Below are 14,758 nucleotides of genomic sequence, written 5' to 3' on the forward strand. Positions count from 1 at the left end.
GAACCTCACCCGGCGCGGCTCCGATCGAACCTGGGGGGCGGAATCGGTCATATGGGGCGGGGTTCTTCAGTCATCGTGCTGGCTGCAACCGCTGACCTCAGCACCTTGTCTTCATCGTCATGACGCCTAGGCGAAGGCCACGATCACTGAACGAACGGGAACTGCGGTTGTGGAGGGTCGGCCGGGCTCTCACCCTCACGTTCGTCGCCGCGGTCCTGGTCGCGAGCGGCGTCTTCTACGGCTTGGTAGTCCTGCTGGACGTCCAGCAGATCGACAGCACCACGAAGCTCGACGCGAAGACGCTCCTCGACTTGGTGAAGCTCTCCTTCGGTGTGGTCGCCGGGGCCGGTGCGCTCGTTGCCCTGGTCGTCGCCTACCGCCGCCAGCGCGTCGACGAAGCCGGCGCCCACCGCGAAGCCACCCGGCTCCACACCGAGCGCTTCTCCCAGGCCGTCGACAAACTCGGCTCCGATTCCCCAGCCGTTCGGCTCGGTGGTGTCCACGCGCTGGCCGGCCTGGCCGACGACGCCCCCACACAAGACCTGCGCCAGACCTGCATCGACGTCCTGTGCGCCTACCTCCGCCTACCCTTCTCCCCTGATCCCGGCGACTTGCCCGATACCTTTCCCGACGGGGCTTCACCCTCCGAGGAACAACGCGATACTCATCAGGACAAGAAGAACAAGTACCTCGCACTGCGTGAGGTCCGGCATACGATCTTGCGTCCTATCGGAGACCACTACCGCATCCCCAAGGGCGCTCACCGCTCGTGGCAGGGTTGCAACCTCGACCTCACCGGGATCGTCATCGACGGTGGTCTGAACTTCGTCGGCGCGACGTTCTCCAGCGGCATCGTGGAATTCTCCGGCGCGACGTTCTCCAGCGGCGACGTGAGCTTCGATTTCGTGGACTTCTCCAACGGCTACGTGGTCTTCGAGCAGGCGGAGTTCTCCGGCAGCAACGTGAGCTTCCAGGGAGGACCAACTACTGGCCCTCCTCCGATACAGCTCCTCGCAGCAATCGGTACTCCGGTGCCATCCGAGGTTCGCCTGCCCGACCATTGGCTTCCTCCTGGTCCATAAAAACGGGGGGGCGAAATCGGCCGTCTACGCCCACTCTGGCCGGTTCGATGACCCGAGCACACGTACACGGCCGGTAGCCGCGCAGTCCAATCAGGTTCCCTGCGTTTACGCCTCCCCCTTTCGCACCTCCTTCGCACCGTACGAGACACAGGCGAGTGTCTGGAGAACCGTCGAACTTCGGCTCGTACCACCAGCCCGGCCCGCGCGGCAGCACCGGCACCGCCCTGGCCAGCGCCACCCTGATCGGGAACTCCACACCCCGAGCCTGCGGGCACGGACACACCGAGGCGCGGCAGGCATTCCAGGCGGCCTACCCGCGCAGCGCCTCAGTGCGCCCGCCGAACGCACCACCGGCGTGTAGTACATCGAGCGGTCCACTCGGTGGACGATGCCCGGCATCGTCACCACAGCCAGGCACTGGAGTGCCGCACCCGAGACAGGGCGCGGGCGTCGCGGCGGGCGGCCGCGTTGCCGATCCGGCTCTGCCGGGACCGGGGCCTGCGGGACTCTCCGGCCGCGAGGCGGCGCTTCCCGGCGTCCTGGAGCCGCCGCCGCTGCTTGTGCAGCTCCAGCTTCTCCGCCGCCTTCGACTTGTGCTTTCGGGGCCGCTTCCAAACCGGCTGCCATCCCAGGTCCTCGTCGAGCTCGGGCTCCTGGTCCTCGTCGAGCGCGGCGGTCATCTCCTCACTCGCTGCGCGGGCTCGGGCGAGGGCGTCCTTGAATCCCGGGATCTGCGGGTTCTCCGGTGTGGTCATGCGAGTCCTCCAGTGGGTGTCCGGCCCGGCGCCTGCTGTACGCCGGGTGGCGGTGTGTGCGACGGGGAGGGCGTCGGCGGGGTGGGGTGCGGCCGGGGGCGGTGGGCGACGGCGCGCTCCCGCACGCCGTCCTGGAGCCTGACGGCCATCTTGGCGACGGCCTCGATCGTGGCGCGGGTCTGCTCCAGCGCGGCAACATCGGTCCCCTGCTGCTCCTGGGCGCGGCCGGCCTTCCGGTCCGTACGCGAGAGCCGCGGGCCGGACCTTGAGGCGCCGGGCACGGCGACGGTGTGCGGGCGGGTGCGGGAGCCCAGGCGCTCCGAGCGGCGCACCGCGTGAACCCGGGCGGCGAGCGCTCCGGCGGCCAGCCGGGCCCGCGCGTAGAGGGGAAGCATCCGGTTGCGGGTCAGCGGGCGCAGCACGGCCTGGCCGTCGGTGTCGTGCGGGTACAGGGCGTGCAGGTCGGCGGTCATCGCCAGGCCCCGGCCGACGGGTCGGGTGTAATTGTCGACGACGGTCTGGACTATCTGTTCGTCCAGGCCGGGCTGGTGCGGGCGGCCGCGCAGGACGTAGGAGAGGTGGCGGCGCGCTTCGGCGAGGAGGTGGTGGTGCTTGAACGCTCCGCGCATCACGTAGACCACGGCCACGGTGTCGACGGCGGCCAGCACTATGTCGACCACCGGCCGCACCCGCGCCCACACCGCCACAGCTGCCGCCCGTGCCCGCTCGGCGAGCCGGTCCACGACGTCGGGACCGAACGCGTCGATGGCTGACTCCCGCCATTGCTCGCGCAGCTTGGACAGCGACCGCGGCTCCTTGCGTTTGGGTGGGCGTGTCCGGTCGGCGGCCCGGCAGGCCAGCCCGTAGGCGGCCCGCTCCCCCGGCTCGTGCCCGTGCTCCTCCACGTACTCGGCAGTGAGGACGAACAGCGCTTCCTCGATCTGCTGACGGCGCGTCGACTGCCAGCCGATGAGCCGCCGGTCGATGCCCGCGATCTCCATGACGGGACGGCGCCCCGGGGTCACCGAGCGCGGCTCCCACGCCCACCCGAGCCGGGCGGACACCTCCTCCATGAAGAACAGGAGGTAGAGAGTGTCAGCGGCAACGATGTGGGACAGCAGCGTGTCCGCCGACAGGTTGCCCCACGTCCCTGACCCGTCCGGGCGCCGGGCGCGGATCGACAGCACGGCGTGATCGTGGAGCAGCGGCTTCGATTCGGCGGCTCGGGACTCGTAGTGCCGGAACACCGCGACGATCAGCCCGTCCTTCACCGGGGCGCGGTGCTTGCCGCCGCTCCCCCAGCGGATCTGCGCGACCGAGTCCCCCAGCCACTTCAGCATCTTGTCCACGGCGGTGTCCTGGCACGACTCCAGCACCAGACGGCACTTGTCATCCATCAGCGCCCACGCGATGTGTGCCGTCGGCGGCGGCCGGAACACCAAGTCCAGGCCCAGCCAGGGGGTGCGCTCCTTGGCCTTCTCGGTCTTCGCCGACCGGTTGTGCTCGATGGGCCTGCCCAGCACGGTCGCCCGCCAGGCCTCCGCCGGGCTCTTGCCCTCCGCCACGAGATCGCGCTCGATCCGGTCGGCGTCCGGGTGCCGGCCCTCCCCCAGGAGCAGCTCGGCCTGCCGCTCGGTCACCACGTCCCCGACCGCAAGGCCGACCGCAGCCAGCCCCTGACCCCTCCAGATCCCGGGCGGGACACCGGCCTCGTCCTGAGCGGCGCGCAGCGCCATGCCTGCGGGGCGGTGGACATCGCCGACCATCACACCGCGGAAGAAGTACCGCCACCCGTCACCCGGGCGAACCTCCGATTTACTGATCACCGGCCCATGGAACACCGGCTTTGACCTGCACAAAAGCGCAATCCGAGGTCCCTCCCGCCGGACGGGAAGCAATCACCGAATCTTCACCGCGGCGCCCGCCAGGCGGGCCGCCACACCAGCCCGAGACGGTAAGCCGACGGTGGGTCTTCCACCCATGGAGATCACACGAGACGGAATCGCCTGCGCCCTCTGCCGCACGACCACCCAGGAGCCCCGGTGTACCTGGTCCTCAGCACCCGGTCGCCCTTCCCTCAACGAAAACAGATCAACGACCGCTGGTGCCCCGCCGGCTGCCATCTGCTCCACCCCGCCCGGTGGCGGGAGGTGATGCCGCCACCCCGCAGCGACTTCTGACGACGCCGTGCGAATACTGCGCCACGACCACTCGGGCCCCACCCCCCCCTGCATCGCACCGCAACTCACTCCACCTTCAACGACGGTCCGCAGACCAACCCCGCACTCCCCCAGCGATGACCAACGAGGTCCCGCCCCGCACTAGTCGCTGACTCCCTTCAACCCGAGAGACACATCCACCGCCCCCGGCACCCACGTGCCGGGGGCTTCGTGCGTCCTGGAGGTTCACCGTGCCCACGTACGAGACCCTGCCCCGCTTCAACGCCGACCTTCATCACCTCACCCCCGCCCAGCGCCATCGCTTCCGCCGCGTCGTGCTGGATGCCTCGTGCCAGACCTACGCCAGTTCCGCCCCGGGCTACGCATCAAGGGCGTGCGCATCTCCCCCGGCGTTACGAACTGACCTGGGCCGGGAACGGCCGCGCAACATGGGAGTACGGAGCCTCACGGAAGCCCGGCGAGTGCCACATCATCTGGCGCCGCATCGGCACCCACAACATTCTCACTAACTCGTGACGATCCATGTCGCGGCACGGCATCGGCAGCGGCCGTTCTCCCCGCGACCGTGACTGTCGGAGTCGTGCCTCGTTGAAGCGGCTGGTGCCGCCTGACGCTGCCGCGACGGTGTCCGGCTGAGTGCCGTCCGGCCCATGACCGGCGGACTGGTAGGCCCGAGAAGCTTCGCTTCATCGCCGCAGACCATTGCGTGGACTGCCACGGTCAGTGCCGTTTCATGGGGCCGGTGCCTCCTCAAGGACCAAGCATGACTTCACACGCACGCAAGAACGCGGCCCGTCGGCAGCAAAACCTGACCGGCATGAACCGGAGGGCGGCCCTGCAGGCCATCCGCGACACCCTCCCCCCTGCACCGCAGTCCCGAAGCGTGGCAAGGCCGACGGGCAGCCAAGCGGACCCTGACGTTGTACCGGCTGAGCTGATCGCCCTTGTGCAGGACTTCACGCGTTGGGGCCGTCGGCATCTGGATGACGCGGTCAGCGTGGCGCGCAGGAACGTTGAGCGGCCAGGCGATTGGCATCGTCTGGTGCTGTACGCGCTGACTGATGCCCTCGCGTACAACTTCCTCATGGTGGGCACCCTCGCCTGCTATCTCCAGGAGCAGGGGATCGATGCGGAGCTGCTGTGCCGTCATCTCCAATCGCCTGACGCTGATCGTTTCATTACTCAGGAGGCACTCGAACTGCTGGCGGGACTGAGGGGCAGGACGGTCGCCGAGGGTCAGCTGGAGCCCACTTGGCATTTCATCGGCAGGCAGATCGCCGAGGCCGGTGTGGAGCGCGATGTCATGTCCGAGTGAAAGTGGACCATGAAGATGCTGTGACCAACGGTGGTTCGGGCTGATTGCGGCGGCGTTGGCCTGCCCACCTCAGTCAGTCTGGACTAGAGCTGTGGCATCCCGGCGATCTGCAGAGCAAACGAATGCGGGCGATGCCCCACACTTCGGAGTGTGGGGCATCGCCCGCCTGGCGGTTCAGCTGGCGTTATGGGCTTCGAGTAGCCGCTTCAGGAGAACGGCTTGCTGAGCCGTGTCCATCTTCGCGAAGACGAGATCCGCGACTTGGTTGCCGTCGAACCAGGGCATCCTGATAACTGGTTTGCCAGTCCCGTCCGGGATTCCGTTGCTGGGTCTCGGGGCAGCGGCAGGGGGTTCCGGCGATGTGCCGGTCGTGGGTTGCACATCACTCTGTGGTTGATCAGGGGTGCTAACGGCGTTAGCACCCGCTGTCTCATGACTCTGGGTGCTAACGCCGTTAGCACCTCCAGACGCATCCTGCCTTCTCCGTTTACCCTTGCTCTGTGCTCGCTTCATCAGAGCGTCGGTAGCCGCCGTGTGCTGTTGCTGCGCAGGCAGCTGTCCCACATTCCGCGCGATCTCGACGGGGAGGCTGCGGTCTTCGACTGCTGCCTGGAGTTCAGGAGTGAGTTTGAGAAGGGCGATGCGCTGTGTGACCCATGGGCTCGACTTACCGAGAGCCCGTGCGACTGCACGTTGCGAGCCGTGGACCTGGACCAGGCGCTGCAGAGCTTTGGCTTCGTCGAGGGGGTCGAGGCTCTCGTGCTGGACGGCCGCGGTGAGCGCGGTCTCGAGGAGGGTGTCGGCGTCGTCCGCGAGCGAGTCGTCGATGTGGACGGGTACATCGTCAAGCCCTGCGAGTGTGGCGCCGGCCAGGCGTCGGTTTCCGTCGACGACGATGTACTGGGCTCCCCCGAGCGATTCCTCTTGCCCGGGGTGAGCGCCGAGGAAGGCTTCACGGGTGACGACCGTGAGAGGTTGGATGATGCCGCGGCCGGTCAGGCTGTCGGCCATCTCCTCGATGGCTTTGAGCTCTTCACGGGGGTTGAAGGGGTTGGATGCGATGGCGCTGATCGGTACGCGGGGGGAGCGCGGTGATGGGTCGCCCGCCGCTGTGTGAGGTGCCGGGGGAGTGTCCTGACCGGCGAATCGCGCGAAGGAGGCCGCTCGGCTGCTGATTGGCTGGGCGACGGCGTCGAATGTGGGCGAGCCACCGAGGGAGTCGGCCTTGCTCATGTCAGCTTCACGCCCTTCGCGATCTGTCGCATCGCCTGTGATTGCTCTGAGTTGGGGGAGTAGTCCAGGAGGGACCTTTGCATGCGGACCGCCTCACGCTGTTCCTTGAGGTCAGAGACGATGGCGAGGACGGGGGGTGTGCCGAGTGACTTCCATTTGTCTCGCGATGAGGTGGCGATGTATCCGCGGCGTGAGTCGTACTTGTTGATCACAAGTCCGAGCTGGCCGATCTGGATGTCGTAGTCCCTGGCGAGGGAGTCGATCTGGCTGATGAGCATGCCGTATGCCTGGGCGGAGGTGTCCTCGGCTTCTACAGGGATGATCAGGCCGGATGCGTCGGGCTTCTCGCCGTCGCGCTGGCGGCCGTAGTAGATTCCGGCGTCCATCGCGAGACCCAGGCTGGGCGGGGAATCGATGACGATGACGTCGAAATGCTCCTCGATGGGCGCGAGTGCTCGTTCGAGGGCGGCGTGGCGCGGGCCTCTGAACATAGTCAGACCGGAGTCGAGCAGGAACGCGTCGAAGGCCGCCGGGAGGATGTGGAGCCGTCCGCCGAAGCGCTCACCGTCTATGGGGACGGTGAGGTCGAGCAGTGGGTGCTGAGTCTGCTCACGGTGGAGCATGTGCGTGACCAGGCTCTCCTCTCCAGCGGGGATGGCCTTGAGGCCAAGCTGGTGGGAGAGGTGGCCTTGGGGGTCGTAGTCGACAAGCAGGACGCGGAGGCCCCCCGCTTCCGCCAGTTCCTTCGCGTCTTTCTTCGTGAGTCCGGCGGCGAGAGCTGCTTTCAGGATGTGTTCTTCGCCCTCGGCCAAGGCCTGGGCCAGCCCGGCCGCGACGGATGTTTTGCCGACGCCACCCTTCTGGTTGCAGACGACGATGCGTCGGGCTACCGGCTCTTCCCCGGCCGGGTTGTGGGCAAGCCACAGGGCCACGGACTGTGCCAGCCCTTGGATGTAGGAAACGTCGCGGTCGCGGCAGTCCTGCTTGAACTCGTCGTAGAGGCCTTCGGGGAGGTACGTGCCGAACGATTCAGCGCCGGCCGTGTCGATCGTGGGCATCGGCTCGACGCGTGCCCGCCATGCATGGATACCGGCAGCAACAGCGTCTTGTACGTCCGTACTGAGCTGGGCTGCGCGGACTTTGAGTGACTGTTTGAGGGCTGCGGGCAGCTTGGAGACCAGCTTCTCGCGGTCGGCAGCTGAATTCGGAGTCGCCATGTGCGGCAGCATACTGCCGCACATAGGATTCAGACGCATCGATAGATACGTTTTGCCTACTTGAGGCGTTAGTTTCACCAGGGTGCTAACGGCGTTAGCACCCTGAACCAGGCACTGCAGACCGACTCCGCATCACAAAAACGCGGCTGTCCCGTCTCAACTAACCCAGTCCGCGCCGTTTCGTCTCACCGAATCCAGTCGACGCAGGCCGGCACCGGGGCCTCGGTGGGTGCGCCCGGCCAGGCCGTCTCAACGAAGTCAGTCGACCCAGGTCAGGCGCTGGCCGTCGACTTGATTCATTGAGACGGGACAGCGGCCCCCACTCCCCGAACGCCCCTTAGGTTCTAGCGATCCTCGCAACACTCATGATCAATGGGAGTTGCGAGGACCGTGGGCGGTAAGAGGCTTGATCCGGCGTTGAAGAGGCGTTTCCTTGAGCGGCTGGATGTCGTGGGGAGCGTGTCTCCCGTGGCCCGTGAGCTGGGGCTGGTAGTCGTCGGCGTGACCATCGGGCACGAGGGCACCGCGACGCTTGAGTGGTGAGCCAATCAGTCGACATTCTTGAGCAGGCTCGGTGTGCGAGTCGCGGTCCGTGTCGTCGGCAACTACTGGACGTGCACCGTCATCTCCCGCAGGGGATCCCCGAGCATCAACGCCGCGGCCGTGAGTGGCAGGAACCGACACGTGAGTGGTTCACCGACAGCTATGAGTACGGCGGTTTCGCGGCCTACGAGCTCGGGGCTAGCAGTCCGGCATCGCTGCGATGTACATGATCGACCGGCGATTCAAATGCCCTGGTCGGAACAGGCTTGACCTTGACGTTGGGTCAACCCTCCATCCTTCCTGGGAGGAGCTTCCGCGCAGTCGCCTGGAACAGCTCCGCTAAGGAGGCAGATGACCATGGCAGCCCAATCGAACGCCGGTCCGGCGATTCGCGTGCAAGGTCTCAAGAGGTCGTACGGGAAGCTCGAAGTGCTGCGCGGTGTGGACTTCGACGTGGCGCGGGGCAGCATCTTCGCCCTGCTTGGTTCCAACGGGGCGGGCAAGACCACGACCGTGAGGATCCTTGCCACGCTCCTGAAAGCCGACGCGGGGGCGGCAAGCATCCATGGCTTCGACGTTGCCACACAGTCGGCGAACGTACGGGAGTCCATCAGTCTCACCGGACAGTTCGCGGCCGTCGACGAGATCCTCAGCGGTCGGGAGAACCTCACCCTCGTCGCCAGGCTGCGCCACCTCAAGGACCCGGGCGCGATCGCGGACGACCTGCTGAGGCGTTTCTCGCTGACCGAGGCCGGCGCGCGCCGAGTGTCCACGTACTCGGGTGGGATGCGCCGCCGACTGGACATCGCGATGAGCCTCATCGGGAATTCGCCGGTGATTTTCCTGGACGAGCCGACAGCCGGACTCGACCCCGAAGCGCGCATCGAGGTGTGGGATGCGGTCAAGGAGCTCGCCGGCCACGGAACGACGGTGCTGCTCACCACGCAGTATCTGGACGAGGCCGAGCAGCTGGCCGACCGGATCGGGATCCTTCACCAGGGTCGGATCATCGTGAACGGCACCCTCGCCGAGCTCAAGCAGCTCTTCCCGCCCGCCAAGGTCGAGTACGTCGAGAAGCAGCCGACTCTCGAGGAGATCTTCCTCGCAGTCATCGGCGGCAGCGACAAGAGCGACGTCACTGGCACGACAACTGGGGGACAACAATGACCGCGTACTTCTTCAGCGACACTGTCGCGCTCACGGGGCGGACCTTGCGCCATGTCACCCGAAGCATGGACACCATCATCACGACTGCCATCACGCCGGTCGCCATGATGCTGATGTTCGTTTACGTGTTCGGCGGCGCCATCGATACCGGGTCGGTTTCGTATGTGAACTACATGCTGCCCGGCATCCTGCTCATGACCATCGCATCGGGCGTCTCCTACACCGCGTACCGGCTGTTCACCGATGTGAAGAGCGGGATCTTCGAACGATTCCAGTCCATGCCGATCGCGCGGTCGGGTGTGCTGTGGGCCCACGTCGTCACCTCTCTGGTCGCCAACCTGATCGCCCTCGCGCTCGTCGTGGGCGTTGCTGTGCTCATGGGCTTCCGCTCAGGGGCAGGTGTGCTGGCCTGGCTCGCCGTCACCGGTATCCTGCTCCTGTTCACCCTGGCGCTGACCTGGCTTGCCGTGATCCCCGGGCTCTCCGCGTCGTCGGTCGAGGGCGCTGGCGCGTTCGCCTACCCCCTCATCTTCCTGCCGTTCGTCAGTTCGGCGTTCGTTCCCACAAAGACGATGCCCGGCCCGGTGCGCTGGTTCGCCGAACATCAACCGGTTACGTCGATCGTCAACACGATCCGCAACCTGTTCGCCCAGCAGCCGGCCGGCGACGACATCTGGACCGCCCTCGCATGGTGCGTCGGCATCCTCGTCGTGGCGTACATCTTCGCGATGGCCGCCTACCGCCGGAAGATCGCCTGAGGCAGGCTGAGACCCATGCTCACCATCAGCCAGCTCGCGGCGTACGCCGGGGTGACGGTGCGGGCGGTACGTCACTACCACCGGATCGGGTTGCTGCCGGAGCCGGAGCGCGACCGGTCCGGATACCGGACCTACGACGCTGTCGCGGTCGTACGACTGATCCGGATCCGCACCCTCGCAGACGCCGGCGTGCCACTGGCCCGGGTGCAGGAACTCCTCGACGCCGGCCCGGAGAAGTTCACCGGCGGTGTCCAGGAGATCGACAAGGCCCTGCGCGCCGAGATCCGGCGGCTGCAGAACACTCGCAGCCGACTCGCCAGGCTCGCCGCAGGAGAGCACCTGGCGCTCCCGCAGAGCGTCGTGGACTACCTCGACCGGCTGCGCGGTCTCGGCATTGGGGAGCGGTACATCGAGATGGAGCGGGACGCCTGGATCATGATCGCTGCCCAGGTGCCGCATGCGATCGACTCCGTGATCGCCAGGAAACATGAGGAGCTGGACGACCCCGACATGGTGAAGCTCTACAGCCTTCTCAGCGGGGCACTCGACTGGCCGGCCACCGACCCGCGGATCGTCGAGGCCGCCGACATCATGGAGCGCTTGATGATTCGCGCGGTGGAGGCCGGCGAGGTGGGTGTCGACGACGGCATCGACGACCAGTTCGTCGACCTGATGGACTCAACCATGCTCGAGTCCTCACCGCACGCCGCACAGCTGTTGGCGATCCTGCAGGAGCGTGGCTGGAGGGGCTGGACCCGCATCGAGCGAGTGCCTGCCGACAGACTCAACACTGAACTGCCGCCACCTTGAAGGCAGGTCAGGGTCCTGGAGGGACACTCTTTGGGGGTGCACGCGCTGGCCGCGGGCGACCGCCTGCCTCAGTGAGGAACAGGGCCGGCGCGGTAGGGGTGGGCAGCGTGGATGTACTGCTCGTCACCGGGCACCCCCAACCACCAGAGACGCGAGGCCGCGCTGTCCGACCCTGCGCATACGCTGTCGCGTCGGAGCTGAGAACCTTGGAGCTGGAGGCGGCATGTCGTTGACGTGGCTGGAGACGGGGGGCGGCCCGTTCATCGTGGTTCCACGCACCGCGTTGTCGCACTGGTCGGGAACGGAGGGCGACTACGACCGGGCCTGCGAGATCATGGATCTCGTCGGAGTACTCGAACTGCCTGACGGAGGCGAGGCGCTCGTCCTCGGGGACGAACCGCTCTCCGCTGCCTACCTTCCCGCGCACCGAGTGCTCGTCCGCTGGTGCTATGCGGAGAGCGAGGAGGGCGTCGCTGACATCATCCTGGCCGGACTTCCCACTGCTGAGTGGGACGAAGGGCCCGTTCTGAGGACCACTGGCGAGCTCGTCATATTTGACGCCGCCTACTCCGGCACTGAGGTCGGGACGCTCGCGGACAGCACCGTTCTCGAACTCGGCGCCAGCCGCTACCGGGTGGACTCGGCAAGCATCGAACCTGACCAGCTGACGTCCTTTCGCGTCCACCGATTCGTTGAGCTGGACTGACCCGAAGCCTGTGCAGAGAAGGTCGGTCAAGTACGCGCCGTTCGTCCTGGCCGACTTCAGCTCCGCGTCTGTGAAGCTGACCCGCCCCAGAATCCAGCGGACCAGCCACCTGCAATCGAAGAACACGTTAATCACGAGCGAGACAACTGGACCGGTTCCTATAGATCCTGGGCATTGGCTTGGGGAGAAGTCGTGCCGCATGCCGCCAGCTCCCTCTCGGACCGAGGCGACGTGGGATGATCGAGGAATGCGGGGGACCAGCAGCGAGGACGGGCGAGCCCTTCGGCGTGACGCCGAGCGAGTCGTCAACGAGGTCGCGCAAGGACACCGCACGTTGGATGACGGGACGTCCTGGTTCGCAGCCCTCTTCCCAGCGGGACGGCAGGTGGTGCTGCAGGAGGTCGTCGGCTATGCGATGCAAGCGCACATCACGTCGGCGGACGGCCATGCGGGGGTTGCCCGGTCCGGAGTGAAGCCCACCGCTAACCCTGCGGTGATGATTTGCATGGACCCACCCCGCTACGGGTTCGTAGCCCTCCCCGCCGACGAGCACGTCAAGGCGTTCCGTGTCCTTGTCTCGGTGTTCTCCGTCGCCGACACCCGCCGCAGACAGACCTACTGCAGAGGCACCTGCGGACACGCGTGGCACAACTTGCCTCCCTCAGTGGAGAAGCTGTAGCGCAGCTGGCCGAGCAGTATTGAGAGCCGGTCCGCCGGCCGCAGTCCGGCTTCCGAGCAGAGGCTGCTTTGTCGGTCGGCTTTCGATCGCGAGTCCTGCAAGCAGCGCAGGCAGGGCAGTTGTCTGGCGGGTGTCTTGAGTACGCGCGGCAGGTGGATGTGCAGGTGCTCGACTTTCCGGCCGCGGACCAGCAGTTCCGTGAGGCCGGATGCCCTTTTCCGGACTGAGACACTGCTTCTCCTGGTGGGTAGGTGCCGGGCATGATGGTCATCGACGGGAGCCCATGCCCGAGAGGACGAGTGCGACAGGTGTTTGGAGACGTACGGACGGACTTGACGGACCTGTGGCAGCAGCATTGGCCCGACTGCCCACCGGTTGGTTACAAGCTCCGCGACCCGTATCGCAATGTCTGGGTGCGCTTCCACAGCCTGCCGGAGTCGAAGCGATACGCAGAGAACGAGAGCGAGTACGCCGTCGTCCTGGGGCGATACAACGCGGTCCTCGATGAGTTGTTCGCTGGTGGGGATGTGTACGTGATCACGCCGGTCTGGACGACCGAAGCCGACGTTCCGCCGTTGCTGCCCGACGCCACCTACTGGCAGAGCCTGCTGGTGGAGAACGATCCCGACCCGGAACTCCGCACCTACTGCCATCTCTTCGCCGCCCGCCGGCCCTGGCGGCGTGGCTGCCTCGACGAGTTGCTTCGTGACATCGCCGACGAGAAAGTGGCGGGAGTCCTGGTCACCGACATGCAGATGCGGCGCATCCACCACCCCTACGACGGGGGCGCTGATGTCTTCCTCACCACGCCTGAGGAACAGAATCTCACGCGCGAGCGGCATGCCAACTGGCTTTCCAGCAGCCCGTCGGGGCTTTGACGGGCCAGGACCACCAACCACCGCATTCCTGGCTGAGGATGATCTCCTGAACTCCAGGGAAGGCGAGCCGTCGAGGTCGAGGTCGAGGACGTGCTGGTCGCGGACGTCCGCCGTCCGATCGGCAGCGGGCGGGGCGGGGGAGCCGTCCCGGCCGGTGGGCAAGTGGAGGTAGCTGAAGGAGATCAGGCGGATCTGAAGCGCACCGGCCGCGTTCCGCAAGGACGATACCGACTTCACCGATGCCGCTGCGGCCACCACGCGGATTGCGGCCGAGTTCGACGGCTGGGCACCGGAGCTCACCGCACTGATCACCGACGGCGACACCGCGCCGGTCCTGCGCCCCCAGTACGCCCTGCCGACCGGGCACCGGTGGGATCGAGTGCCGGGGGTCACCCTGATCGGCGACGCCGCCCATCTCGCGCCCCCGAACGGCGACGGCGCCAACCTGGCCATGTACGACGGCGCGGAACTCGGCAAGGCCCTCGCCGCGCACCCCGACGATGCCGAGGCCGCGCTCACCGAGTATGAGCAGGCCATGTTCCCTTGCGGCGCCGAGGCCACCACCTCTGAACGTGGAGAGGTTCCGGGGACCGACTCCGAGTACAACACGGCCCAGGGCCTGATCAGCATGATCACCGAGAAGAGCCAATGAGCCGCTCAGGCCCCGATCTGACGCTGGCCGGGATGAGAAGCGGACGGCCGGTCGACTCCTCAGAGGCCGACCCCGACGGGGTCAGCATCTACGTCGGACGTGCCTCCGAAGCGGGCGACGACGGTAGAGACCAGTCACACCCAGGCTTCAGCGGCTCGTATGGCGCTTCAGCGCCACTTCCCTGGCACCAAAAACCGCTGTGCGCCTCTCTGACGGCTCACCACGAAGCTCGACACCGTCTCGCACCAGGTGCATCGCGTTCAGCCGCCTGAGGTGCCATTCTGGGCATCGCATTTCTTCCAACTTAGGAGTTTTGCCGGATTGATGTGCTGGCGGCAGCTGGACCGCGAGCACAAATCCGAATGTGGCCGGGGCGCCCGAAACACAAAAGGTCCGTGCCACCAAGGTCTTGGTGGCACGGACCTTTCCCGTCAGTCGTACATGTCAGCCAGTTCGCGTCCCGCGTTCACCGTCCTCGACGGCTGCGGCCAGGAGCGCAACGACGTCCGTCTCGTACGGATCGACGTAGCGCTCGTGGTCATTGAAGTCGCACGGCGCACCGTGCGCGGTGACGGTGAATCCGGGGATGACGGTGGCTGCCCTGCCCTCCAGTTCGGTGTTGAGGCGGTCGGCGTCCCGGTCGGCAAGCCAGGTCTGGGTGTAGGGGCCGAGGCGGAGCAGGGTGTGGCCGGTGCCGTCGCCGCGGCGGGCTTCGACGTGGACTCCGTAGTGCGCGGGTTTCATGCCGACATTGTCGGGGAGGTCGAGGCCGGCCGCGGCGTG

At 66.7% G+C, this 14,758-nt stretch carries 14 protein-coding genes and 1 pseudogene; 10 read left to right on the forward strand and 5 right to left on the reverse strand.

Annotated elements, in window-relative coordinates; genetic code table 11:
* The first annotated feature begins 167 nt into the window (after positions 1-167).
* On the forward strand, positions 168-1,082 hold the full coding sequence (locus OHA98_RS39725; protein WP_266933047.1) for a pentapeptide repeat-containing protein: 915 nt from the start codon (positions 168-170) through the stop codon (positions 1,080-1,082).
* 401 nt (positions 1,083-1,483) lie between these two features.
* On the opposite strand, the gene OHA98_RS39730 is transcribed toward OHA98_RS39725, so the two are convergent.
* Both OHA98_RS39730 and mobF read right to left on the reverse strand, forming a co-directional pair.
* Positions 1,484-1,837, reverse strand: a complete 354-nt coding sequence (locus OHA98_RS39730) for a hypothetical protein (RefSeq protein WP_266933048.1) — start codon at positions 1,835-1,837, stop codon at positions 1,484-1,486.
* Positions 1,834-3,603, reverse strand: a complete 1,770-nt coding sequence (mobF, locus tag OHA98_RS39735; protein WP_266933248.1) for a MobF family relaxase — start codon at positions 3,601-3,603, stop codon at positions 1,834-1,836. The genes OHA98_RS39730 and mobF overlap by 4 nt, the downstream gene beginning before the upstream one ends.
* A gap of 1,177 nt (positions 3,604-4,780) precedes the next feature.
* On the opposite strand from mobF, the gene OHA98_RS39740 reads away from it, so the two are divergent.
* Positions 4,781-5,332: a hypothetical protein gene (locus tag OHA98_RS39740; protein WP_266933050.1), complete on the forward strand. Its 552-nt coding sequence runs from the start codon at positions 4,781-4,783 to the stop codon at positions 5,330-5,332.
* 174 nt (positions 5,333-5,506) lie between these two features.
* Here OHA98_RS39740 and OHA98_RS39745 read toward each other — a convergent pair whose 3' ends face one another.
* Positions 5,507-6,565 carry a ParB/RepB/Spo0J family partition protein gene (locus tag OHA98_RS39745; protein WP_266933052.1) on the reverse strand — a complete coding sequence of 353 codons (1,059 nt, stop codon included), beginning with the start codon at positions 6,563-6,565 and terminating at the stop codon, positions 5,507-5,509.
* Positions 6,562-7,782 (reverse strand): ParA family protein, encoded by a 1,221-nt coding sequence (locus OHA98_RS39750; protein ID WP_266933053.1) that lies wholly within the window; start codon positions 7,780-7,782, stop codon positions 6,562-6,564. The genes OHA98_RS39745 and OHA98_RS39750 overlap by 4 nt, the downstream gene beginning before the upstream one ends.
* Before the next feature lie 372 nt (positions 7,783-8,154).
* Here OHA98_RS39750 and OHA98_RS39755 point away from each other — a divergent pair, with 372 nt between their 5' ends.
* From OHA98_RS39755 to OHA98_RS39790, 8 genes and pseudogenes are all read left to right on the forward strand, one after another.
* Positions 8,155-8,325, forward strand: coding sequence for a hypothetical protein (locus OHA98_RS39755; protein WP_266933055.1), 171 nt, complete (start codon positions 8,155-8,157; stop codon positions 8,323-8,325).
* 357 nt (positions 8,326-8,682) lie between these two features.
* On the forward strand, positions 8,683-9,492 hold the full coding sequence (locus tag OHA98_RS39760) for an ABC transporter ATP-binding protein (protein ID WP_266933057.1): 810 nt from the start codon (positions 8,683-8,685) through the stop codon (positions 9,490-9,492).
* The gene (locus tag OHA98_RS39765) at positions 9,489-10,250 is read left to right on the forward strand and encodes an ABC transporter permease (RefSeq protein ID WP_266933059.1); all 762 of its coding nucleotides are present in this window, start codon (positions 9,489-9,491) and stop codon (positions 10,248-10,250) included. Before OHA98_RS39760 ends, OHA98_RS39765 begins: the two co-directional genes overlap by 4 nt.
* 15 nt (positions 10,251-10,265) lie before the next feature.
* Positions 10,266-11,060, forward strand: coding sequence for a MerR family transcriptional regulator (locus OHA98_RS39770; protein ID WP_266933061.1), 795 nt, complete (start codon positions 10,266-10,268; stop codon positions 11,058-11,060).
* Between the two features lie 223 nt (positions 11,061-11,283).
* Complete coding sequence (locus OHA98_RS39775) at positions 11,284-11,766, forward strand: Imm21 family immunity protein (RefSeq protein WP_266933063.1); 483 nt, start codon at positions 11,284-11,286, stop codon at positions 11,764-11,766.
* Between the two features lie 247 nt (positions 11,767-12,013).
* Entirely contained in the window at positions 12,014-12,445 is a 432-nt protein-coding gene (locus OHA98_RS39780; protein WP_266933065.1) for a DUF5958 family protein, read from the forward strand.
* A 332-nt stretch (positions 12,446-12,777) separates the two neighbouring features.
* Positions 12,778-13,323, forward strand: a complete 546-nt coding sequence (locus OHA98_RS39785; RefSeq protein ID WP_266933067.1) for a hypothetical protein — start codon at positions 12,778-12,780, stop codon at positions 13,321-13,323.
* A gap of 229 nt (positions 13,324-13,552) precedes the next feature.
* Positions 13,553-13,975, forward strand: a pseudogene (locus OHA98_RS39790) (FAD-dependent oxidoreductase); the annotation flags it as partial.
* A 444-nt stretch (positions 13,976-14,419) separates the two neighbouring features.
* On the opposite strand, the gene OHA98_RS39795 reads toward OHA98_RS39790, so the two are convergent.
* Positions 14,420-14,719: a hypothetical protein gene (locus OHA98_RS39795; protein ID WP_266933069.1), complete on the reverse strand. Its 300-nt coding sequence runs from the start codon at positions 14,717-14,719 to the stop codon at positions 14,420-14,422.
* Positions 14,720-14,758: the final 39 nt, after the last annotated feature.

The sequence above is a fragment of the Streptomyces sp. NBC_00654 genome (assembly GCF_026341775.1).
Lineage (GTDB): Bacteria > Actinomycetota > Actinomycetes > Streptomycetales > Streptomycetaceae > Streptomyces.

Coding starts and splice junctions, on each gene's coding strand:
- OHA98_RS39760 (WP_266933057.1), top strand. CDS start 8,683: ATGGCAGCCCAATCGAACGCCGGTCCGGCGATTCGCGTGCAAGGTCTC.
- OHA98_RS39775 (WP_266933063.1), top strand. CDS start 11,284: ATGTCGTTGACGTGGCTGGAGACGGGGGGCGGCCCGTTCATCGTGGTT.
- OHA98_RS39750 (WP_266933053.1), bottom strand. CDS start 7,782: ATGGCGACTCCGAATTCAGCTGCCGACCGCGAGAAGCTGGTCTCCAAG.
- OHA98_RS39745 (WP_266933052.1), bottom strand. CDS start 6,565: ATGAGCAAGGCCGACTCCCTCGGTGGCTCGCCCACATTCGACGCCGTC.
- OHA98_RS39765 (WP_266933059.1), top strand. CDS start 9,489: ATGACCGCGTACTTCTTCAGCGACACTGTCGCGCTCACGGGGCGGACC.
- OHA98_RS39730 (WP_266933048.1), bottom strand. CDS start 1,837: ATGACCACACCGGAGAACCCGCAGATCCCGGGATTCAAGGACGCCCTC.
- OHA98_RS39795 (WP_266933069.1), bottom strand. CDS start 14,719: ATGAAACCCGCGCACTACGGAGTCCACGTCGAAGCCCGCCGCGGCGAC.
- OHA98_RS39780 (WP_266933065.1), top strand. CDS start 12,014: ATGCGGGGGACCAGCAGCGAGGACGGGCGAGCCCTTCGGCGTGACGCC.
- OHA98_RS39770 (WP_266933061.1), top strand. CDS start 10,266: ATGCTCACCATCAGCCAGCTCGCGGCGTACGCCGGGGTGACGGTGCGG.
- OHA98_RS39755 (WP_266933055.1), top strand. CDS start 8,155: ATGGGAGTTGCGAGGACCGTGGGCGGTAAGAGGCTTGATCCGGCGTTG.
- OHA98_RS39740 (WP_266933050.1), top strand. CDS start 4,781: ATGACTTCACACGCACGCAAGAACGCGGCCCGTCGGCAGCAAAACCTG.
- mobF (WP_266933248.1), bottom strand. CDS start 3,603: ATGGTCGGCGATGTCCACCGCCCCGCAGGCATGGCGCTGCGCGCCGCT.